This is a genomic window from Candidatus Niyogibacteria bacterium (genome assembly GCA_016432485.1).
In the GTDB taxonomy this organism is placed as follows: Bacteria; Patescibacteriota; Minisyncoccia; order HO2-45-28; family HO2-45-28; genus HO2-45-28.
The window spans coordinates 283,935-305,117 of record CP066691.1 but is presented as its reverse complement, the minus strand read 5'-3'; the positions used below and the strand labels follow the sequence as shown (position 1 = coordinate 305,117).

Sequence of the window (21,183 nt, the reverse complement as noted above, 5' to 3'; positions counted from 1 at the left end):
AAATAATTTATGGACATAAAAAACAGTTTTAATTTGCCGGTTGCCATAGTAGTTTCAGCGCTTATTCTTGGAGGCGCATGGATTTATACTCAAAAACCGGCTGCTGAAAAAAATAAAAATCTTGCCGCGGTTGCGCCAGGGTTCTCGGAAGGAACGGTCTTGCCGGTTAAATGGGGCGATTTAGGTGTAAAAATGATAAGCGTGGGCGTGATTGACGCCGAAAAATTTGAATCGCTTTACGCGGGTCGCGGCGGTTTGGATGAAAAAACGCGCCAGCTTCTTTACGGCGAAAATAACGGCGATCTTAAAATTACTCCTGAAAACTCGGGCGTTATCCTAAATCTTTTATGGGCTTTGGGTCTTGGCAACAGAAACGATATTTTAATTTATGGCCCGATGACGACTTATGACGGCAAAAGTCCCGCTTCGGCCGAAGAGGTCTTGATCAAGGCTTCCCGATTCGCATCAACCGGAGGGTGGACGCTGGCAAAAGGACACGCAATGGAGCATTATGCCAGGCACCCATTCGTGATTTTGAACGAGGAACAGCAGGAATTAGTTGAACGCGTCAGCAAAAATGTTTATCGGCCTTGCTGCAGTAATTCAACCTATTTCCCCGACTGCAATCACGGTATGGCCATGCTCGGGCTTTTGGAATTGATGGCCTCACAAGGAGTGGGTGAAAAAGAAATGTACGATTTTGCCGCAAAGGTTAACGCAATGTGGTTTCCCGAATTAAATCAGGATGCCGGTTCTCCTTGCGCCGTAGATTCCCAGCCGCAATCCGGCGGTTGCGCCATCTGATATAATATAAGTAGGGACAATAAGATAAATTTATGGGTGTAAATATAATTAAAATCTGGCTAACAGCCGCGGCTTTTATTCTGCTTTCAATAATTTTGGTGGGACTCTTTAGCTTATGGACATCGCCGGAATTTATTCCGGGATATTCTCTTGCTTTTCTTGCCGGCATCTCAATGATTTTTTTGCCATGCACCTTTCCGCTGGTATTTATCATCGTGCCGTTAGCGCTTTCGCGTAAAATCGGCAAAGGACTTACTATGGCCTTTCTTTTCGGTTTGGGATTAACCCTTACTTTTACTCTTTACGGAATGGCTCTTGGCTGGCTCGGGGGTTTTGTCGCTTTGTATAAAGTTATAACATGGATGTTGCTTTTGGGCGGAATCGCGGCGCTGGTATTCGGCGTTTCCGAACTTAATCTGATTAAATTCAAACTGCCTTTCAAACAAACAATTCTCCCGCGATCTTTACAGGGCAAAAATGATTATATCCGCAGTTTCTTTTTGGGATTCTTTCTCGGCAATGCCGGCGTGGGATGTCCGAATCCCGCTTTCTATATTCTCTTTGGTTATGTCGCGACTCTCGGTATTCCGACGGTCGGCGCGTCGTTGGGCGCGCTTCACGGACTTGGAAGAATTGTGCCGCTTTTATTCCTTGTTGTGCTTGCGGTATTGGGAATTAACGCAATGAACAAATTAAGTTTTTATCAGGAAAAAGTAAAACGATGGGTCGCATGGGCCCTGGTGGCGTTAGGCGCGTTTATATTTAATTATGGATTTTTTGGAATGGCCTGGTTTGAGGATTCAATTATCCATCAGGGATGGAACAGATTTTTGGAGGTTGCGTTTCCAAAAATAGCGGAATCGGCGATTATTGAATCGTCTCTGAATCTTCCGCAGGGAATTGGCGGAATTGTCCCGTGGGTTGTATTCGCGGGCATTATTGGCGCGATTATTTTGTGGGACGCGGTTCACTTGCGTAAAACCGACGCCGCTAATCAAAATTTATGAAGAAACTTTTTTCAATAAGCATATTGTTGCTTCTGCCTTTGGTTAAAATATTTGCCCATGAAGGGGAAGAGGAAATAACGAATCTGGCCGAAGCGGATTGGTGGGGGCCAATTATCGCAATTATAATTATTGCTTTGGTAATTATGATTTCAAAAAGAATTAAAAAGGTCGTGACTAGAAATTAGAATAATTAGAAATTATAAATTTATGTTAAAGGTAACTCTTATTCGTCCTCCGGGCTGTCAGCATTGCGCCGCGGTTAAGGTAACTTTGGAAAATATGAGAGCTGACTACCCCGAACTTACCATTGAAGAAATTGATATGACCACGCCCGAAGGTCAAGAAATGGTTAAAAAGTATAATATCCTTTCAAGCCCCGGGATTCTTGTAAATGACGAGTTCTTCGCTTTTGGTGGCGCGACCGAAGAACAGTTGAAGAAAAAGTTTGACGAGTTAAAACAAAAATAAAGGTCGGAAAAATTAATAACTTAACAAAAACATATGGAACTAAATAAAAATAAATTTTTGTCCGGCTGGAAAGGCGCGTAACCTAATTCGACTGTGCGGTATGCCCGGCTTATTTGGAGTCTTATACTTTGACTGTATGGATAGTCATTTATTTTTTCTTTAAAGAGTAAGGTATGAACCATCATAATTATTGTCATCAGGAACATAAAAATGATTCTGATTCTGCCGAAAAAGGCGGGAGTTTTTACACCTGCCCCATGCATCCGGAGATTTTGGAAGAATCGCCGGGAATTTGCCATGAATGCGGAATGAATTTAATTACCACGAGTCATAAAAAGCATACTGACCATAAAGAGCATGATAAGCACGCCGGGCATTCAACCGAGGCGTTTTTGAAAAAATTTTGGGTGAGTTTGATTCTCTCTATTCCGGTTGTGATTTATTCCGATATTTTAAATCAGCTTTTTGAGTGGCGGGCGCCCGCATTTTACGGCTCTTCTTATATTCCTGCTGTTTTGGGCTCAATCATATTTTTTTACGGCGGGTGGATTTTTTTGGCGAGCGCCGCGAGGGAATTAAAAGCGCGTCTGCCGGGAATGATGACCTTGATAGCCGTCGCCATAGGCGCTGCTTACATTTATAGTATTTATGTCGTTTTGGTCGGACGCCCCGAAGAAGGCCTTTTCTGGGAGCTTTCCTCGCTGATTACGGTTATGCTTTTGGGCCATTGGATAGAAATGAGAGCGGTTTCGGGCGCGCAAGGAGCGCTTAAAGAACTCTCAAAACTTATACCCGACGAAGCCGAGGTGATTAAAAACGGCGAGCCCAAAAAAGTCCGTCTAGAAGAAATAAAGGAAGGAGATATTGTTTTTGTGCGTCCGGGCGGAAGAATTCCCACGGACGGAGTTGTTGTTGAAGGAGAATCGGAAGCCAACGAATCAATGATTACCGGAGAATCGGCCCCGGTAAAAAAATCCGCATCGTCAGAAGTCATCGCCGGCACCATAAACGGCGACGGCGCTTTGAAAATTAAAGTAACTAAGGTTGGAGAACATACTTTTTTGGCCGGAATCATGCGTTTGGTGCGCGAAGCCCAGGCGTCAAAATCCCGACTGCAGATTCTTTCCGACCGCGCGGCTTATTTCCTGACCATTATCGCGATTGCTTTCGGTGCCTCGGCCTTTATTTTCTGGCTTGTTGCTAAAGCCGGTTTTGGTTTTGCCGTTGAGCGGCTGGTTGCGGTTTTGGTCATTGCTTGTCCGCACGCTTTGGGTTTGGCGGTTCCTCTTGTGGCTTCAATATCAACGACTATGGCCGCGCGCCGGGGATTTTTGATTAAACAGCGTCTCGCGCTTGAGCTGGCCCGAAAAATTGATGTGGTGCTTTTTGATAAAACCGGAACATTGACCAAAGGAGAATACGGACTGACTGACATTTGGAATGTCGGCGCGGAGAATGAAAATGAACTTTTGCGTTTGGCGGCTTCGGTTGATGCTCATTCGGAGCATTTTATATCCAAAGCCATTGTAAGGGCGGCGGCGGAAAAACACCTATCGCTCTTTGAGATAAAAAATTTCAAGCGCATTGCCGGCAAGGGGGTTAGCGGCCAAATAGACGGCAAAGAAATTTTAGTCGGCGGACAAGCGATTTTGGAAGGAGTAAAGTCTCCTTTAACTGATAAATTGCGAGGCGAAATAGAGATAGAAAACAAAAAAGGCAAAACTATAATTTACGCGCTTGACCGCGGTTCTATTTTGGGCGCTCTGGCTTTATCCGATTTAATTCGTGAGGAATCAAGAGAAGCATTGCGCGCGCTTAAGGAAGAAGGCGTTAGGGTCGCTATGATTACCGGTGATTCGGATAATGTCGCAAAGTGGGTGGCAAACGAATTGGGAATAGATGAATATTTCGCGAGGGTCTTGCCGGGCGAAAAATCGGAAAAAGTAAAAATTTTGCAGGAAAAAGGGATGAAGGTTGCGATGGTGGGGGACGGAATTAACGATGCGCCGGCCTTAACGCAAGCAGATTTGGGCATAGCCATAGGCGCGGGAACGAATGTGGCCATTGAATCCGCGGGCATAATTCTTGTCCGAAACGACCCAAGGGATATCGTAAAGATAATTAAACTTTCGCGCCTCACATATAATAAGATGATTCAAAATCTTTTTTGGGCGGCGGGCTATAATGTTGCGGCAATTCCGCTGGCTGCGGGAGTTTTGGCGTTTAAGGGCGTATTGTTACAGCCGGCGGCGGCCGCAATCCTAATGTCGCTATCCACGGTGATAGTCGCGATAAACGCTATTTTAATGCGCCGAAAAAAGATATAAAATAAAAAAGTCGGGCATTATTAGTTGAAATATGTTTATTTTATGAAAAAAATAATTTTAGCCCTTGCGGCTTTGTCGCCTTTTGCCGTTTTGGCCAACGGCGCGGATGTTTCCGGCTGGAATATGATGCCGTGGAGCATGATGGGTTACGGGTGGGGAGGATTTTTTATGTTCGCCTACTCAACCATTTTTCTGATTGTCGGCGTCTTGGTAATAGTTTGGCTTTGGCAGCATATTGATAAAAAATAATCCGATTTAATGTTTGGTCTTAAAAATAAAATCGCGTTAGTTACGGGCGCCAGGCGCGGTATGGGCCGGACGCATGCTTTGGCTTTGGCCGAACAGGGCGCGAAAGTTATCGTAACCGATATTGATGCCGGAGAATGTTTGCCGGTGGTTGAAGAGATTAAAGCAAGGGGAGGAGAGGCGGTTTGTTTGAGGATGGACGTATCAAATGCCGATGAGGTTAATAAAGTTTTTGACGAAGTAATTAAATTTTACGGCCGATTGGATATTTTGGTAAATAATGCCGGCGTATTTTTGCCCAAATCCGCGCTTGAAATGACTGAGAAAGAATGGGATAGGACACTGGCAATAAATTTGAAAGGAGAATTTCTTTGTGCTCAGCGCGCGGCCAAAGAAATGGCTAAAAATAAATGGGGTCGAATAATCAATATTGCTTCAATTGCTTCTGGCGGGGTCGGGATAGGTTTTTCATACGGCGCCCATTATACGGCTTCTAAAGGCGGGATAATCGGTATGACCGAAACGATGGCAATAGAACTGGCGCCTCTCGGCATAAATGTCAATGCTATTGCTCCTGGTGTTATTGATACGCCAATGGTTGATGCCGCAAACACCTCCAAAGAAGAAATGGACGCGATGCTTTCAAGGGTGCCGTTAAAAAGAATGGGCAGGCCCGAAGAAGTGTCGGCGGCAGTGGTATTTTTGGCTTCCGATGAGGCCGGTTATATAACTGGCTCAACTTTATATGTCGACGGCGGATGGTTGGCGGCTTAATTAAAAATATTTTTAAATATGAACGGCGGCCAAAAATTTGCGTTATTTATCCTGCGGGTTTCAATGGGCTGGGTGATGTTTTACGCAGGAATTACCAAGATTTTAAATCCGGCTTGGTCGGCGGCGGGGTATTTGGGTTCGGCAAAAACTTTTCCGGCGTTTTATCAATGGTTTTTACAGCCGAATATCCTGCCGACAATCAATTTTATAAATGAATGGGGGGCTGACTTTGCTTGGCGCGTCGTTAATTTTGGGTATCGGAGTCAGGTTTTCCTCGATTTTCGGCGCCTTGCTGATGCTTCTTTACTACTTTCCGGTTTTGACCTTTCCTTATATCGGCCAGAATTCATATATTATTGATGACCATATAATTTACGCTTTGGTTCTGGTTTATTTCGCGACAGTCCGCGCCGGACGCTACTGGGGTTTGGAAAACTGGTGCGCGAATCTGCCTATTTGCAAAAATTTCCCCGGACTTCACCGCTGGTGGGGGTAAATTTAAATCTTACGATCGTAGGTTTTAGAGAGAATGGAAATTATTTTTTAAAACATAAAGGGCTTGACGAAGCGCCTGTTTTTTGATATTCTCACGAAGGATTTGAAAAAGCGTTTTGGCCCGCCGCGAAAGATAGGCTTTCGTTGGGCGGGGTTCGGTTCTCCTCGGAGGCGAAGAGCGTCTCCCAAGGCGAAGAGCGCCTTGAAAAAAGGAGGAAAGGTGGATGGGGGCGCTGCTTGTTTTGGCCTTTATCATAGTAGCATTCGGGTTCTGTTTGGGTTTATTTCATGGCAAACCGAGATGGCTGATGTGGGAAGATGAAATAAATCTGTTTGATTTCCAAAGAACTTTTGGCATAAATCCGTTTACACCGAGACATTGCGGATGCGCGGATGGTTGGAGAAAAATTGTTCGAGGTGCTGTTGACCGTGCTTTGAAACGAGAAGCCGATTTTCTTAATGCGGCATTTGAAAACGAAGCCAGATGGTCTAAGATAGTGGCGGATGATCCTGCCCCGAGTTGGGGTGCTGTGGAAAATTTGAATATATGTAAGAAAAATGCCGCGGCACGTAAACACTGTTTTTGGGAAATGCACGGAATCGCCAAAAGGGCCGGTCTCTCGACCAGACCAAGCTATAAAGATTATCTTTTGTCTGACGAAAAGTGGGAAGAGAAGAGGTCGGAAATTCCGTATGGCAGAGGATCCGACGGCAATTGAGTTTTGATTTTCGCCTCGAGTTTTTCTCGAGGCGTTTTTTTATTTAAGGCCTTTTACTAGTGCTCACAATCCATTTTCAACCTATTTTCAACTACGATATATCGTAGTTGAAAGCTTGGTTTTTATAAGCTAATATAACCGTTAATAGCATTGGCAGTATGGATGTTAATATCAAAACACAAATAAATATATGCCGCATATTTCGAAGAGAAAATTAAAAAAGAAAGCATTTTTAAAAATGAATGATCGTTTTTACGCCGTTATGGCCAGCTTAAAAGATAAGAATTTTGGCCGGCTTTTCTTTGGTGACCTTTTGTCGTCCACGGAACGGATAATGCTGGCCAAACGCTTAGCTGTTATCCTGATGCTTTTTAACAAATACCCTTTTACGGTAGTGGAAAAAACGCTGAAGGTCAGTCCTTCTACCGTAGGCCGTTTGTGGAAGGGGATGAGGGGCGGGGATTTTGACAACATAAAGGCAATTATTGTTGATGCCAAGAAAAAAAGAGGATTTATTGACGATTTGGAAATTTTACTGAGCGCCGGTCTTCCGCCGAGAGGACGCGGCCGATGGAAATGGTTTTATGACATGATGAATAAAGAATAAGTTAAAAAACAGATGCATTTATTTCAACTACGATATATCGTAGTTTAAACTTAGGTGAATATATCCTATTTAAAACATCATTCTATTTAAAACATCACCTTATTTAAAACATTTATCTTAAAATACCAGTTGAAATGTAGGCGTGTCTTAAAATAATAAAAATGCGTTTTGAAATACTTAAAAAATCAAAAAGGAGCCGGGCGCGGCTGGGGATTTTGCATACCGAGCGCGGCGAAGTTGAGACACCGGCCCTTGTATCGGTGGCGACGCAGGCGGTTGTAAAAACTTTGACTTCGGAAGAAGCCGCGGCCGCCGGCTGCCGGCTTTTGATTGCCAACACTTTTCATCTGCATTTGAAGCCCGGCGAAAAAATAATTGAATCGGCCGGCGGCTTGCATCAATTTATGAATTGGCCCGGCGCGCTCATGACCGATTCCGGCGGATTTCAGGTTTTTAGTTTGGGTTTTGGACATGACTTGGGCGTGGGAAAGAAAATAAGCGGACAATCCGGCAAAGAAATTATGATTTCAGAACACTCCCAGCCGAAATCGGTAAAAATTACCGACGACGGCGTCCATTTCCGTTCGCCCGTGGACGGCCGCCCGCTTTTTTTAGGTCCGAGAGAATCAATAAAAATACAGGAGGCCCTCGGCGCCGATATTATTTTTGCTTTTGACGAATGTACCGCCCCCCTGTCGTCAAAGGACTATATTAAAAAATCTCTGGCACGCACCCACAAATGGGCGAAAATATGTTTGGAATCAAAAAAAAATAAAAAACAATCGCTATTCGGCATAACGCAGGGCTCTGATTTTAAGGACTTGAGACAGGAAAGCGCGAAATTTATAAATTCGCTGGGTTTTGACGGATACGGCATCGGAGGAGATTTGGGCGTAAGCAAGAAAACAACCAAAGACATAATTTCGTGGACGCTCCCGCTTCTTGATGAAAAAAAGCCAAGGCATTTATTGGGTATAGGCAAACTTGAAGACATCGAACTTATAATTAAAAGCGGCATAGACACATTTGATTGCACCGTGCCCACGCATTACGCGCGAACGGGAGTTGCCTTTACGAATTCCGGACCGGTCAATCTCAGCCAAAGCCGCTTTTTGAAAGATAAAAAACCGATTGACGAGCATTGCTCCTGTTTTGTCTGCAAAAATTACAGGCGAAATTATATTTCACACTTGCTGCGCGCGCGGGAGATAACGCCCTTACGCTTATTGACGATGCATAATCTTTTTTGTTTTAATAAATTCGTGGAGAACATACGCCGGAAAATAAAGGAGGGAAAATTATGAAAACCGCCTCGGCGCATATTTTACGAATAGGATTGGGCATTACTTTTGTCTGGATAGGCGTTTTGATTTTGCAAAATCCCGCGGCCTGGAGCGGGTTTATAAAGCCGTGGGCCGTGAATTTTCTTTTTACTACTCCGGAAAAAACGATGATTGGCGCGGGTATTTTTGATTTGGCGGTGGGTTTTTTCCTGCTGATTAATTTTTGGACATTCACGGCCTCGCTTTTAGCCGTTCTTCATTTGGCGCTGGTTTTATTGGTTTCGGGAATTAACGCCATAACCGTTCGCGACATAGGACTTCTGGCAGGCGCTTTAGCTCTTGCGTTGGATTTTTGGTCTCGCCGAAAAAATTACTTTTCGACATAAAAACCGCTCTGACTTTTGCAGAAGCGGTTTTGATGAGATTTTTACTTATCATTCCCAATTTTTGGGATGTTCCAGCATATATTTTTCGTAAGTTCTTTCGTCTTTTTCAAGCGCGCTAATAGCGTTATTTTCAATCTTTGCTTTAAAAACAAGATTGCATCTCGGACATCCGTAATAGCAAACTCCTAACTCAAAATATGGACTGGGCAAGCGTTTAAGTATTTCACCGCAACCTTCATTTCCGCAACGTAAAAACTGTTCATCCAGCACCATCATTTTTTTCTCCTCCTCATTTATTCCAAGGATATCATATCAGCCGACTTGATTTTTGTCAATGACGATGAAGGGGATCATTGGCGCCGAAGGAACCGAATAAAATAGTGCATTCGCTTAAAGTCGCTCCATCCAAAATACGGAACTCGTCTTTAGGGACGTCTTTGAGCAAATTTCCGGTCCAGATGCTTATCGCGGTTGGCAAGAAAACATTGCAAAAGACGCGGCCGTCTTCTTTAGTAAATTCATTAGTCACAATTCCGATTATCTTGCCGCCGCTATAAAAAAGCCGATCTTCCATTTCAATGACATAGCGGGCGTGGAGTCCCGTTTTCCATTCAAAAATTTTCATAAACCAGATATCGGCCAATTTTTTTAACAGTGGTATTTTTGCCAGACGTGGAAAGCGGCTGAAGAGACGAGAAACAAAATTGCCTATGGATAGCAAGCCCACTATGGTCACAACCGCAATAAAACCCGTTATGCCCAAAATAAACGATAACATCTTGAGCCAGAATTGGTCCAAAAAATCCGCTAATGCCGAATTAAGCAATGCGCGTTCTATGGGATTGACGAATAGCGGCTCTAGAAAGGTTGAAGAAATCAGTTTTAAGGTTATTGAGGCAACCAGTAAAAACCCGAGAATAATAAAGCCGCGCCACAGGGCGTTTTTAAGCATTTCTCCTCCGGTCAAAGAAGCTAAATCCTGCCTAAGATTAACTATCTGCGGAAAATTTGTAAAGTTTTTATGTTAAAATTGATACACTATCTTTTTATGGTCGCGATTTTAAATAACATCCGTAGTTCGCATAATGTCGGCTCAATTTTCAGGACGGCCGACGCCGCCGGCGTTGAGAAAATTTATTTATGCGGAATTACGCCCGGGCCCCGCGATAAATACGGCAGAATAAATCAGAAACTGGCGAAAGTCGCGCTCGGCGCGGAATACTCCGTGTCGTATGAACATTACAAGTCCGCGGCCGCCTTGATTAAAAAATTAAAAAAAGAGGGCTATAAAATACTCGCGCTTGAACAGCATAAAAAGTCGGTTAATATCTTTAAGTTCAAATCTGTTAAAAAGTTTAAATACGCACTTATTTTGGGCGAAGAAACAAAAGGTCTGCCGGAAAGTATTTTGAGACAATCGGATAAAATTTTGGAAATTCCCCAGAGGGGCAAAAAGGAATCGCTTAATGTCAGCGTTGCCTTTGGTATAGCCATTTTTCAGCTGATACGCTAAAATTTTCATATATGACTAAAAAAATTTTAACCCTCTGCCTTATTCATAACGATACTCATGTGCTTTTGGGTTTAAAAAAACGCGGTTTTGGAGAGGGCCGCTGGAACGGTTTTGGCGGAAAGCCGGTTGAAGGAGAAACCATTGAACAGGCGGCAATGCGCGAGATAAAAGAGGAAATTAGTGTTGTGCCGGAAGATTTAAAAAAGAGGGGAGTAATCAATTTTGAATTTCAGGGTAATCCCGAAACGCTGGAAGTGCATCTTTTTTCCGCGACAAAATTTAAAGGCGAGCCGACGGAAGGGGAAGAAATGAAGCCCGAATGGTACGCCAAAGATGAAATTCCGTTTGACAAGATGTGGCCCGACGACCGCCACTGGTTTCCCCTGTTTCTGGCCGGCAAAAACTTCAATGCCGATTTTTTCTTCAAGGATAATGACACGATTATCAGCCACGAAATAAGGGAGGCGTAAAAAAGAAGAGGAAGAAACATTTTTAAAAAATAAAAAATCCCCTCGCAAATGAGGGGCGGGGTGTTTGTTATTCTGATGGTTCTATCAGGCGCTCCTGTGACCTTGTAAATTGCGCTCGAATTTCAATATCCGTAACCGGACCCCGGATTTCAACATCTTCCGGGTTTGGCAGCGGCGGGTCCAGTTCATCAAGATGGCGATTGATAAGTTCTTCCGAAATATCATCGTTGAATTTATCAGCGATTGAATTTAAAATTTCCCCCGTCGTTTTTTTAATCAGTCGGGAAAAAATCAGCAGGCGATCAGAGGTGTATTCGGTAGTTTTAACATATTTTAATTTACTGTTTCGTTCGAAAATAAACGTAACGCCGTCCGGCAATGTGACCATCTGATATTTCCTCCCGGCAAATGAACCGTGTTCTTCTGTCCCCAGGATAGTATGAATTACGTAAAAAGTAAATATGAAAAAAGAAATCTAATAAAAAACGGGGCTCCCTGGTGGGGGAGCCCCTTTGTTTCCGTCCAGGCGGGTTTAGCGTCTGGAAGTGCTGACGCCCGACGTAGTTGACGGCGTTGAGGGTTCGTCTGGTTCCGTCGGCGGTTTTTCATCGACGGACTGCTCTTCGGCAGGCGCGGGAGTGTCAGGCGGGGTTGCGTTTTCGGGGGCGGGTGGCGCCTCTGGGTTGGGCGGCGCGGTTGGGCCGGCCGGTGCGGCGGCTCGGCGCCCACCTTTCATGATAAGCCGGCTTGGAAAGTTCTCTGCGACTTTGGCGAGTAATGACGCCAGGATCGCGATGAGCACCACGCCAATCATAATCCATACCCAGGATGGCGTGGGGGGGCCGGACTTCTTTTTGCCGGCGACGGTAGTTGCTTTTTTCGCTGTCAGGGTGGTTTTCACCACCGGCGGTTTGATTGCCGGTTTTGCCCGTAGGGCTGCCAGCTTTTTGAGTTCATCCATTGCCTTCTTGGACTCGGATTCCAAGATGCGTATCCTCGCCTCGGCGGCCTCGTGCCGTTTCCTGCTGCTCTCCGGGATGACCACGGCCGGCTCCACCGCTTTCTTGAGCTCGGATTCCAAGATGCGTATCCTCGCCTCGGCGGCCTCGCGCCGTTCCTTACTCGAGACGACCACGGCTGGCTCCACGCCCCTGCCGTAGCAGTCAGGGTCAAGACCCGCAAACCGCGCGTAGGTTGAATCGCTGTTCACGATCACGTCCTTGCCGCAGGTGAGCACGTCCCCGAAGGCCGGGGTTACGGCAGTGAGACCGAACATTGTCAAGGCCAAAGACAGCACCACCTTCATCCGGAAACTCATTTTACTCCCTCCTCTTTCGCCCCGTGGGCGCTTGGTTTGTCTTAAGAACTGCCTATTTATTTAACTCCTATTATACTCCTATTATTATATTTTGTCAATACTTTAAGGTAATGGGCAAGCACATTTGGCGGTTTTTACAAAAGCGAAGCGGTGTTTGGTTTTTCAAAGCTCTCGGAGGCGCAAAAGCACGGTTCGGCCTCTTTTTTATGCCGCGCAGGCATTGAGGCCGATTTTGCGCCGAGAGCGCAGGCCGACTTTGCCCGCTGGGGCAAAGAACGGCCGGTTTGAAAAATCAAATACCGCGGAGCTAAAAAACCGCCATATGCGCCTGCCTAAAACATAAAAAATAAGGGCATATCAACCATTTTAATCTTTTGAATAATATGTTAAATTGTAAAAATACTTTTTATTTTTTATGGCAAAGAAAGTCAGAAAATTTCTGGTATTTTCTCCGCACCCCGACGACGCGGATTTTGGTTTTAGCGGAAGCGCCGCGGAGCTTGCCAAAAACGGCAATGAAATTTTTTATTGCGTCATAACTGACGGCTCAAAAGGGGCGCACAAAGCCGGCCTGAATGCCGGAGCAATGAAAAATACGCGCCGCAAAGAACAGATGAACGCGGCCAAAATAGTCGGAGTTAAAAAAGTTTTGTTTCTGGATGAACTTGACGGAGAGGTTGAAAATACCAAAGCCCTGCGTAAAAAAATAGTCAAAGTTATCAGAATGGTCGGGCCGGATATAATTGTTTCTCCGGACCCGGCCAATAAATCTTTTATTAGTTTTTACGGCTCGCATCGCGACCATCGGACGTCGGCTGAAGCCGTTTTTGACGCCATTTACCCCGCGGCCGGTTCAAAATATTATTTTCCGGAATTGGCCAAGAAGTTTAAACCCCATCAAATAAACGAGGCCTGGTTTTGGAATCCTGAAAATCCGAATAAATTTATGGACATTTCTAAAACCATCGGACTGAAATTAAAAGCCCTGCGGGCGCATAAGAGCCAGTTTCATGATATGCGTCTGCTTGAAAAAGGAGTTGTAGAACGGGCGCGCCTAAACGGTAAAAAGAGCGGGACAAAATATGCCGAGCCATTCCGCCGGCTGACTTTTTGAGATTAAGATTTGGATATCCGCGCGGCAAATCAAACAGGGGAAGAAATATAAGAAGTGTCACGGGAGATAAAACAAAGAAAAAAGCCCGATTTCAATGAACCGAGCTACTTGGGTCGAATGAGCGATATAATGGCTATGATAGCCCAAGTAATCTGTAGAGCTAGAGCGGGCCAGGCTTCTTGGTGAAAGACATTGATGCCAACGCCGATAGCGCCGAACAGATTCATAAGTTGATAAATCTTGCTTTTTCCGGTTACATATTGGCGAGAAACAAGAAAATAAGCAAGAACAATCAGAGTTGTTCCTATCCAGCCAGCTGTTTGTATAAACATTTCCGTGTTTTTCCTCCCAACCAAGTTCTTTATTGAGAGTACCGCAGAAAGGGCGAATAATCAAGCATAAGTTCCCCATGACATTTTCTATAAAATGACCAATTCGAAGTATTAACAGATGAAAAATGGCTTAAAATAAAGAAAATCCGTGCGTGACAGTATTTAAAGTGTAGAGATGTCACATGACACAGGGGTAAGAAAAAGGCCCGCTCATGTGAGCTAGGCCTATGCAAGAAAGAGATTAGATCTTCAGTTTCCATAGCGCGGCTGTGAGCAGAATAGCTCCCAGCACCATCAAGAAAGCGCCAAGTCCCGATAAAATACCGAATCCAAGGAAAAGATACGAAAGACCTGCTGTCCCGCCCCAAATTGCAATGGTGGCGATAGCTTTTCCGATGTCTTTCATTTTGTCCTCCTCCCCATCTCTGGGAAGCCCTCTCGGGCGGTTTTGGGGCATCTCTACCCAGTTAACGAACTACGATATGATTATAGCACACCCTTTTAGTAATTGCAAGAGCAAAAGGTAAAAGCGCCAAGGGGATGATGGATAAAGCGTTGAGGTATTGATATAATTTCTATATGCCAATGGACAAAGTTATAAAAGATTTTCCGAAGCAGCTGGGGTTTGAGCCGGTTATTGAAAATGCGGAAAACCTCCGGCCTAAAAATAAATTTGTTGTCTGCGGAATGGGCGGGTCGCATTTGGCGGCGGACTTGATTAAGGCGGCGCGCTCCGATTTGGATTTAGTCATCCATTCAAACTACGGATTGCCCTTCGACTACGCTCAGGATAAGCCCAAAAAAAGCGACTTGAACGAACGGCTTGTTATTATCAATTCTTATTCCGGAAACACGGAGGAAGCGCTGGACTCGTTTGGCGAGGCGTTTGAGAAAAAATTAAATTTGGCCGCGATTTCAATCGGCGGAAAACTGCTTGAAGAAGCCCGAAGCAAAGGCGTCGCCTTTGTAAGAATTCCGGATACGGGGATTCAGCCGCGAATGGCCGTCGGATTTTCCGTTTTGGCTCTTTTGAAATTGATGGGCGAGGATGAAGAAATCGCGGAGGTTAAAAAACTTGCGGTTAATTTTGATTCCGGTTCGGAAAATGTCGGAAAAGAGCTTGCTAAAAAACTTGAAGGGAAAATTCCGGTGATTTACGCGTCAGAAAAAAATAGCGCGCTCGCGCTCAACTGGAAAGCCATATTTAACGAGACCGGAAAGATTCCTGCTTTTTACAATGTTTTTCCAGAACTCAATCATAACGAGATGACCGGTTTTGACTCGGTGGGAGAGGCAAAAGAACTTTCGCGGAATTTCTCTTTTATATTTTTACGCGACCCCGAAGACGATCCGCGAATCGCGAGAAGAATGGATATAACCCAAAAACTTTTGAAAAAGAGGGGATTCGTTTGTCATACGATTGGGACGGCCGTCCCAAACGTCTTACCCGCGAATATCTGGCATAAAATTTTTTCTTCCATACTTCTGGCGGAGTGGACCGCCTATCATTTGGCGCTTTACTACGGCGCGGACCCCGAACAAGTGCCGATGGTGGAGGAGTTTAAAAAACTTATAGCTTAAAAAGCGATTATTTGTTATATTAAACGCGGAAACTTTGATAAGGACTGGGAGGAATTACGGTGCGATTAGCGGACGAACTGGCTGAAGGTTTCGCGGCTCTTCATGAGCCGGCGCCGGCTGGAGAATTTCCATATACCCGAGGGATTCATCCCGGAATGTACCGAGATAAAAAGTGGACCATCAGGCAATTTGCCGGACACGGCTTGGCTTTTGATACTAATGCCCGCTGGAAAATGCTTTTAGGCGCCGGGACTACCGGACTTTCAACGCCGTTTGACCTGCCTACGCTTATGGGATTTGATTCGGATGACCCGATCTGCCGGGGAGAAGTGGGCTGGGATGGCGTCGCTGTAGACACTATCCGCGATATGGAAGAGCTTTTTAACGGCATTGCCATAGACCAGCTTACGGTTTCAATGACTATCAGCGGGCCCGCGGCAATAATCTGGGCTATGTATATCGCTATGGCTCAAAAAAGAGGAATCGCCGTTGAAAAATTAGGCGGGACGATCCAAAACGACATATTGAAAGAATTTATAGCTCAGCGGGAATGGATTTTTCCTGAAGGACCGAGCATGAGATTGGTTACGGATACGATTGAGTTCGCGGCCAAATATATGCCGAGATGGAATCCCATATCAATCAGCGGTTACCATATCCGAGAAGCCGGAGCCACGGCGGTTCAGGAACTGGCTTTTACTTTGGCCGACGGCGTTGCCTACGCGCGCGAGGCCGTAAAACGCGGTTTGAAAATTGATGATTTCGCGCCCCGGCTTTCTTTCTTTTTTGATATCCATAATGACTTTCTGGAAGAAATAGCGAAACTGCGCGCGGCGCGCAAATTATGGGCGCATATTATGCGGCATTGGTTTGGCGCTAAAAATTACCGTTCCGAGTGGTGCCGGATGCATGTTCAGACTGCCGGCTGCACTTTGACCCGAGAGGAGTCGCTGAATAACATCGTGCGCGTTGCCATTCAGGCTCTGGCCGGAGCTTTAGGCGGAGCCCAAAGTATGCACACTAATTCGTATGACGAGGTGATGTGCACGCCGACCGAAGGAGCAGCCAGAGTCGCGGCCCGCACTCAGCAGATTTTGCAGGAAGAAACCGGAATTTGCGCCGTTGTCGACGCCCTGGGCGGCTCGTATTTTATAGAGGAAAGTACTCAAAGAATTTTTGAAGAAGCTCTTGCCGAAATTCAGAGAATAGAGCAAATCGGCGGAATGATTGAGGCGGTCAAAGCCGGATACCCTCAAAGGGTTGTGCAGGAATCAGCGCGAGAATATGATCGGGGTTTGCGTTCGGGCGCGATGCAGATTGTCGGAGTCACAAAATATTGCCTGCAAGAAGAATTGGATGAGCCGGAAAGCGTTGCCCGCGAGCTTGAAACCAGGCGGGGTTTTGAAGAAAGACAGCTTGAAAGTCTCGCGGCTTTTAAGCGCGAAAGATCGGCATTCAGCAAAATTTCAGAAGCGCGCTCCGCCCTGGACGATATTCGCCGTGTTGCCGAAACCGAAGAAAACATAATGCCGTTTTTAATTCGCGCGGCGACAAGCGGAGCGACTCTTGGTGAAATTGTTTCAGCCATGAAACAGGTTTGGGGCGCGTATGAGGATAAAGGACTTTACGTGCCGGCAGAGCCGGACAAAAATTCAGCCGATCTCGTCAGAATTTATCGTTTGAAAAAACCGTTGAGGGTTTTATTGGCCAAGGGAGGACTTGATGGTCATGACAGGCCGATCTATCTTATTGCTCCGTTTTTAAAAAATCTGGGCGCGGAAGTTATTTATCCCGGACTACATCTTTCAACTTTGAATTTGGCAAGGGTGGCTTTGCAGGAAAACGTTGATGTTGTCGCGGTATCCACTCATATAGGTTCGCCGGTCGTACTTTTTGAAGACCTTATTCAAAATTTGCGGATTGTCGGACATGAAAGAGCCAAAGTTATCGGCGGGGGAATTATTCGCCGAACCGAAGCGGACCTATTGAAGAAATCGGGGGTTGAGCGTTTTTTTACGGCCGGACCCGATCTCTATAAAAATATCGCCGAATTTTTAAAGGAAGGAGAGGAGAAAGCAAATGAGCGTTAACGTGGCTGACCCCAAGCGACTGACGCGTCTTTTAAGTTGCGCTGCCGACGGCAGAAATTTTCCGCCGGAATTTCAATCGCGCGGCCCGGCGCACGTAGTCGGCGTAACCGGCGCGGCCGCTGCCGGAAAAAGCACTTTGACTAACCAAATTATAAAAGCATTAAGGAGCGATAATAAATCCGTTGTGGTGCTTGCGATTGACCCGAGCGACCCGGAAAGCGGCGGAGCGTTTCTTGGCGACAGAATAAGAATGCGCGCTCACTATTTGGATGAGGGAGTTTTCATTCGTTCCCTGAGTTCCAGGGGCTCAAAAGATTCAAGCGTTCCGCATTTGTTGAATTTGGTGAACGTCGCTTCTCATTTTGCTGAAATCGTTTTAGTCGAAAGTCCCGGCGCCGGACAAATGGATTTGGGAATTAAAGACGCGGCGGATACTTTCATCTTTTTACCGGATATCAGGGCCGATATCGTCAACCTTATGAAATCCGGCATACACGAACACGCTCACATCATGGTTTTGAATTTAAGAGGCAAAGCAGACGAAGAAAAAAGGTTTTCCGCGATGCTTAACGGATTGCTGCGCGAAATTAAAGGATGGACGCAGTTGGTCTTTGGGGCTAACGCTTTGACGGGCGAGGGCGTTGAAGCCGTTGTCCGCGACGGTATCTATAAGCACCGTGATTTTTTGTTCCGAACATCTTAGACGATTTATTTGTCCTCTTTGCCGGCCGGCAAAGAGGATTTTACTTTATTAATATAAAATTAAGCTTTTTAAATGTGTTAAATGGCGGCCGGACCCAAAATGGGGGTTGTGGATAACCCCCGTTTTTATATTCCGCGGCCATGATAAAATAATAACATAAGGTCGTTTCAACCTTTTATTAATTTTAAATTAAATTTTTTACCTGAATTATGTGGCAAAATTGGATTAACGGCGTTTTGGGACTCTGGGTCATTTTGATGCCCTTCTTGGGTCTTACGCCTTCCGCCCACCGTTCATTAATGGTGGTAACCGGTATCGTCATTGCGATTCTTGCTTTTTGGTCAGCGATGGCCGGAGGAAAGTCGGCAGGACAGGCGATGTAAATCAAAGGAGTGAATAACAAAATCCCCCCGAAGTTTCTCGGAGGGATTTTGCTTTTTCTGCCTTTTTTGTATAATTTAATATAATAACGATATGAACGAAAAATTACCCGAATATACCCCCGAAGAACAAGCCCATTTGCGGCGCCAAAGAGGCGGGTTTGTAAGCGGCAAAAGTCGCCGCGGAGGCCCGTACGGCAAATTAAAAATGAAAGATTTTCTTGCCGAACTATCCCGGGGATACAAATAAGATTGATGGCGCCGTATGGCCGAACTCGTCTTTGATTATCTGATTATAGGCGGCGGAATTGCCGGAACGACTGCCGCAGAAACCATACGCCAAAAAGACCAAAATGGTTCTGTCGCATTAATCTGCGGCGAGCCGCATTTTTTGTATTCAAGAGTTCTTTTGCCGGAATTTATCCGCAAAGAGATTGAGCTGGATAAAGTGATGTTGAGAACAGCCGGCGATTATAAAAAAAACGGCATTGATATTTTTTTGAATGAGTCAGTTTGCGATTTTAATTCGCAGACTATGACGCTTAAAACTATTTCCGGCAAAGAATTTCGCGCTAAAAAAATTCTTATTGCCTCCGGAGGCCGGCCAAAATTATGGAACTTTGAAACCTTGTTACCCGGCAATATTTTTCGCCTTCAAACGCTGGACGACGCTTTGAAGATTAAGGAGTTTTTGTCTTCGCGTCCGTCGGGTACGGCGCTGGTCGTCGGCGGAGGTTTTATGGCTTTGGAGTTTATCGCGATTTTGGCAAAATACGGATGGAAAATAAAATTATTGTGCGCCGAAAAGTATTTTTGGCCGGATTTTTTGGATGAAACGGGTTTCGGAATTTTAAAGGATTTGTGGCAAAAAAACGGGATTGAGACCATTTTTGGCCGTGAGATAAAAAACAGCGCGGAACTAGATGCCGACTTCGTTGGCGTTGGTATAGGTCTTGATAGAAATTTGGACTTTCTGCCCCATGCGGCGATTAAACCGCCAAGCGGGGGCCTGGAAGTAAATGAGCATTTGGAAACCGGGACTCCAAATGTGTGGGCGGCCGGAGATGTCGCCTCGTATAAAGACCGTTTTTCCGGGAGAAGACGTTCTGGCGGAAACTGGTCGGGCGCTTTTATGCAGGGCAGGACGGCGGGACTTAATATGGCGGGCGGCAAAGAATCGTTTAAAAATATTCCGGTTTACGCCATCAGCCATTTGGGCGTAAATATCTCTTTTGTCGGCGATGTCGGCCCCTTTGACGAAAAGTTCGGCGTAAAAACCGAAGAAATCCGCTTTGATAAAGAAAAAAAAGAGCATATAAAAATTTTTATGAAAGATAATCGCGTCATAGGCGCGGTTCTCATGAACGGCCAGAGGTTTTTGGGAAAGATTAATCAAGCTATAATGAATGGATGGGCAGATTCAAAAATTACTTTGGATTAGGGGCGGCCGCTTTTATCGGAGTCGCGTCTCTTTTTTTGGTTTTTGGCGGCAACAACCGCATTTCTTATATCGCTCCGGGAAATGAAATAGCCGCGCCTTCTCAAGAAAAAATTCAGCATCTTCGGACGCCGGAGCCGACTCGCGCTATTTATATGACCAGCTGGGTGGCGGGCACTGCCGATTGGCGCGAAAACCTGGTGAAATTTGTGGAGGAAACCGAACTTAACGCCGTGGTGATTGATATTAAGGATTACAGCGGGCGGGTATCGTTTGAAACGGATGACGCCCACATTAAAGATTTGGGCTCGTCCGAAAAAAGGATAATCGATATTAAAGAATTTATTGAATATCTCCACCAGAAAAATATATATGTAATCGGCCGCATTAGCGTTTTTCAGGACCCGTATTTTGTTTCCAAGCGTCCGGATCTCGCGGTCAAGAAAAAAGACGGCAGTGTTTGGAAAGACCGTAAAGGTTTAACTTGGATTGATCCCGCGGCCAAAGAATTTTGGGCTTATACCGTTTTAGTGGCTAAAGCGTCGGAAAAAGCGGGTTTTGACGAACTGAATTTTGACTATGTGCGTTTTCCTTCAGACGGAAATATGAAAGATATTAAATATGATTATTGGGATGAAGTAACGCCTCCGGCGGAAGTCATCGGCGATTTTTTCGCCTATCTAAGGAGGGAATTGGACGGAGTCGGATTACCGTTGTCCGTGGATTTATTCGGAATGGTTACGGTTAATTACGACGACCTTAACATAGGTCAGGTTTTGGAAAACGCCGCTTTGTATTTTGACTACATAGCTCCCATGGTTTACCCGTCCCACTATCCGCCCGGCTTTAATAATTTTAAAAATCCGGCTCTGCATCCTTACGAAATCGTGCATCAGGCGATGACCGTGGCCTCGGGACGTCTGACGGCCGCGAGTTCCAGTCCTTCAAAACTTCGGCCGTGGCTGCAGGATTTTGATTTGGGCGCGACTTACGACGCGGGAATGGTCAGAGCGCAAATGCAGGCCGTTTATGACGCCGGATTAACTGGCTGGATGGTTTGGGACGCCGGCAATAAATATACAAGAGACGCTTATATGAAAGAATAGATATGTGTTAAAATAAAAGTGT

At 45.4% G+C, this 21,183-nt stretch carries 29 protein-coding genes; 24 read left to right on the top strand and 5 right to left on the bottom strand.

The window, feature by feature from the left end:
* The first annotated feature begins 9 nt into the window (after window positions 1-9).
* The 13 genes from HYY55_01630 (at window position 10) to HYY55_01570 (ending at window position 9,116) form a co-directional block, all read left to right on the top strand.
* Window positions 10-804 carry a hypothetical protein gene (locus HYY55_01630; protein QQG46526.1) on the top strand — a complete coding sequence of 265 codons (795 nt, stop codon included), beginning with the start codon at window positions 10-12 and terminating at the stop codon, window positions 802-804.
* Window positions 805-836: 32 nt separating this feature from the next.
* Complete coding sequence (locus HYY55_01625) at window positions 837-1,811, top strand: cytochrome C biogenesis protein (protein ID QQG46525.1); 975 nt, start codon at window positions 837-839, stop codon at window positions 1,809-1,811.
* A complete protein-coding gene (locus tag HYY55_01620) occupies window positions 1,808-1,996 on the top strand; it encodes a hypothetical protein (GenBank protein QQG46524.1) in 189 nt (62 codons plus the stop codon). The genes HYY55_01625 and HYY55_01620 overlap by 4 nt, the downstream gene beginning before the upstream one ends.
* A gap of 22 nt (window positions 1,997-2,018) precedes the next feature.
* Window positions 2,019-2,279 carry a thioredoxin family protein gene (locus HYY55_01615; GenBank protein QQG46523.1) on the top strand — a complete coding sequence of 87 codons (261 nt, stop codon included), beginning with the start codon at window positions 2,019-2,021 and terminating at the stop codon, window positions 2,277-2,279.
* Window positions 2,280-2,536: 257 nt separating this feature from the next.
* Entirely contained in the window at window positions 2,537-4,606 is a 2,070-nt protein-coding gene (locus tag HYY55_01610) for a heavy metal translocating P-type ATPase (protein ID QQG46642.1), read from the top strand.
* 42 nt (window positions 4,607-4,648) lie between these two features.
* Window positions 4,649-4,855 carry a hypothetical protein gene (locus HYY55_01605; protein QQG46522.1) on the top strand — a complete coding sequence of 69 codons (207 nt, stop codon included), beginning with the start codon at window positions 4,649-4,651 and terminating at the stop codon, window positions 4,853-4,855.
* Window positions 4,856-4,864: 9 nt separating this feature from the next.
* Window positions 4,865-5,626 (top strand): glucose 1-dehydrogenase, encoded by a 762-nt coding sequence (locus HYY55_01600; protein ID QQG46521.1) that lies wholly within the window; start codon window positions 4,865-4,867, stop codon window positions 5,624-5,626.
* Complete coding sequence (locus HYY55_01595) at window positions 5,611-5,841, top strand: hypothetical protein (GenBank protein QQG46520.1); 231 nt, start codon at window positions 5,611-5,613, stop codon at window positions 5,839-5,841. Before HYY55_01600 ends, HYY55_01595 begins: the two co-directional genes overlap by 16 nt.
* A complete protein-coding gene (locus tag HYY55_01590; protein QQG46519.1) occupies window positions 5,838-6,122 on the top strand; it encodes a DoxX family protein in 285 nt (94 codons plus the stop codon). The genes HYY55_01595 and HYY55_01590 overlap by 4 nt, the downstream gene beginning before the upstream one ends.
* A 223-nt stretch (window positions 6,123-6,345) precedes the next feature.
* Window positions 6,346-6,840 carry a hypothetical protein gene (locus HYY55_01585; protein ID QQG46518.1) on the top strand — a complete coding sequence of 165 codons (495 nt, stop codon included), beginning with the start codon at window positions 6,346-6,348 and terminating at the stop codon, window positions 6,838-6,840.
* Between the two features lie 190 nt (window positions 6,841-7,030).
* A complete protein-coding gene (locus tag HYY55_01580; GenBank protein ID QQG46517.1) occupies window positions 7,031-7,447 on the top strand; it encodes a hypothetical protein in 417 nt (138 codons plus the stop codon).
* Window positions 7,448-7,608: 161 nt separating this feature from the next.
* The gene (gene tgt / locus HYY55_01575) at window positions 7,609-8,751 is read left to right on the top strand and encodes a tRNA guanosine(34) transglycosylase Tgt (protein ID QQG46516.1); all 1,143 of its coding nucleotides are present in this window, start codon (window positions 7,609-7,611) and stop codon (window positions 8,749-8,751) included.
* Window positions 8,748-9,116: a DoxX family membrane protein gene (locus HYY55_01570; GenBank protein QQG46515.1), complete on the top strand. Its 369-nt coding sequence runs from the start codon at window positions 8,748-8,750 to the stop codon at window positions 9,114-9,116. Before tgt ends, HYY55_01570 begins: the two co-directional genes overlap by 4 nt.
* Before the next feature lie 48 nt (window positions 9,117-9,164).
* Here the strand turns inward: HYY55_01570 and HYY55_01565 are convergent, their stop codons facing one another.
* Together HYY55_01565 and HYY55_01560 are read right to left on the bottom strand one after the other, a co-directional pair.
* Entirely contained in the window at window positions 9,165-9,392 is a 228-nt protein-coding gene (locus HYY55_01565; protein ID QQG46514.1) for a hypothetical protein, read from the bottom strand.
* Between the two features lie 55 nt (window positions 9,393-9,447).
* Window positions 9,448-10,068, bottom strand: a complete 621-nt coding sequence (locus HYY55_01560; GenBank protein QQG46513.1) for a hypothetical protein — start codon at window positions 10,066-10,068, stop codon at window positions 9,448-9,450.
* A gap of 69 nt (window positions 10,069-10,137) precedes the next feature.
* Between HYY55_01560 and HYY55_01555 the strand changes: the two genes are divergently transcribed.
* Both HYY55_01555 and HYY55_01550 read left to right on the top strand, forming a co-directional pair.
* On the top strand, window positions 10,138-10,629 hold the full coding sequence (locus HYY55_01555) for a TrmH family RNA methyltransferase (GenBank protein QQG46512.1): 492 nt from the start codon (window positions 10,138-10,140) through the stop codon (window positions 10,627-10,629).
* 11 nt (window positions 10,630-10,640) lie between these two features.
* Window positions 10,641-11,099 carry an 8-oxo-dGTP diphosphatase gene (locus HYY55_01550; GenBank protein ID QQG46511.1) on the top strand — a complete coding sequence of 153 codons (459 nt, stop codon included), beginning with the start codon at window positions 10,641-10,643 and terminating at the stop codon, window positions 11,097-11,099.
* A gap of 67 nt (window positions 11,100-11,166) precedes the next feature.
* Here HYY55_01550 and HYY55_01545 read toward each other — a convergent pair whose 3' ends face one another.
* Both HYY55_01545 and HYY55_01540 read right to left on the bottom strand, forming a co-directional pair.
* Entirely contained in the window at window positions 11,167-11,487 is a 321-nt protein-coding gene (locus tag HYY55_01545; GenBank protein ID QQG46510.1) for a hypothetical protein, read from the bottom strand.
* A gap of 144 nt (window positions 11,488-11,631) precedes the next feature.
* On the bottom strand, window positions 11,632-12,405 hold the full coding sequence (locus HYY55_01540) for a hypothetical protein (GenBank protein QQG46509.1): 774 nt from the start codon (window positions 12,403-12,405) through the stop codon (window positions 11,632-11,634).
* Window positions 12,406-12,567: 162 nt separating this feature from the next.
* Here HYY55_01540 and HYY55_01535 point away from each other — a divergent pair, with 162 nt between their 5' ends.
* Together HYY55_01535 and HYY55_01530 are read left to right on the top strand one after the other, a co-directional pair.
* Window positions 12,568-12,705: a hypothetical protein gene (locus HYY55_01535; protein ID QQG46508.1), complete on the top strand. Its 138-nt coding sequence runs from the start codon at window positions 12,568-12,570 to the stop codon at window positions 12,703-12,705.
* Window positions 12,706-12,832: 127 nt separating this feature from the next.
* Complete coding sequence (locus HYY55_01530) at window positions 12,833-13,531, top strand: PIG-L family deacetylase (GenBank protein ID QQG46507.1); 699 nt, start codon at window positions 12,833-12,835, stop codon at window positions 13,529-13,531.
* A gap of 573 nt (window positions 13,532-14,104) precedes the next feature.
* On the opposite strand, the gene HYY55_01525 is transcribed toward HYY55_01530, so the two are convergent.
* A complete protein-coding gene (locus tag HYY55_01525; protein ID QQG46506.1) occupies window positions 14,105-14,269 on the bottom strand; it encodes a hypothetical protein in 165 nt (54 codons plus the stop codon).
* A 179-nt stretch (window positions 14,270-14,448) separates the two neighbouring features.
* On the opposite strand from HYY55_01525, the gene HYY55_01520 reads away from it, so the two are divergent.
* From HYY55_01520 to HYY55_01490, 7 genes are all read left to right on the top strand, one after another.
* The gene (locus tag HYY55_01520) at window positions 14,449-15,444 is read left to right on the top strand and encodes a hypothetical protein (GenBank protein QQG46505.1); all 996 of its coding nucleotides are present in this window, start codon (window positions 14,449-14,451) and stop codon (window positions 15,442-15,444) included.
* 59 nt (window positions 15,445-15,503) lie between these two features.
* On the top strand, window positions 15,504-17,534 hold the full coding sequence (locus HYY55_01515; protein ID QQG46504.1) for a cobalamin-dependent protein: 2,031 nt from the start codon (window positions 15,504-15,506) through the stop codon (window positions 17,532-17,534).
* Window positions 17,524-18,237, top strand: coding sequence for a methylmalonyl Co-A mutase-associated GTPase MeaB (locus tag HYY55_01510; GenBank protein QQG46503.1), 714 nt, complete (start codon window positions 17,524-17,526; stop codon window positions 18,235-18,237). Before HYY55_01515 ends, HYY55_01510 begins: the two co-directional genes overlap by 11 nt.
* A gap of 209 nt (window positions 18,238-18,446) precedes the next feature.
* Complete coding sequence (locus HYY55_01505) at window positions 18,447-18,620, top strand: hypothetical protein (GenBank protein QQG46502.1); 174 nt, start codon at window positions 18,447-18,449, stop codon at window positions 18,618-18,620.
* 91 nt (window positions 18,621-18,711) lie between these two features.
* Window positions 18,712-18,867: a hypothetical protein gene (locus tag HYY55_01500; GenBank protein ID QQG46501.1), complete on the top strand. Its 156-nt coding sequence runs from the start codon at window positions 18,712-18,714 to the stop codon at window positions 18,865-18,867.
* Between the two features lie 15 nt (window positions 18,868-18,882).
* Window positions 18,883-20,058 (top strand): FAD-dependent oxidoreductase, encoded by a 1,176-nt coding sequence (locus HYY55_01495; protein QQG46500.1) that lies wholly within the window; start codon window positions 18,883-18,885, stop codon window positions 20,056-20,058.
* Entirely contained in the window at window positions 20,028-21,161 is a 1,134-nt protein-coding gene (locus HYY55_01490; protein QQG46499.1) for a putative glycoside hydrolase, read from the top strand. The genes HYY55_01495 and HYY55_01490 overlap by 31 nt, the downstream gene beginning before the upstream one ends.
* Window positions 21,162-21,183 lie beyond the last annotated feature (22 nt).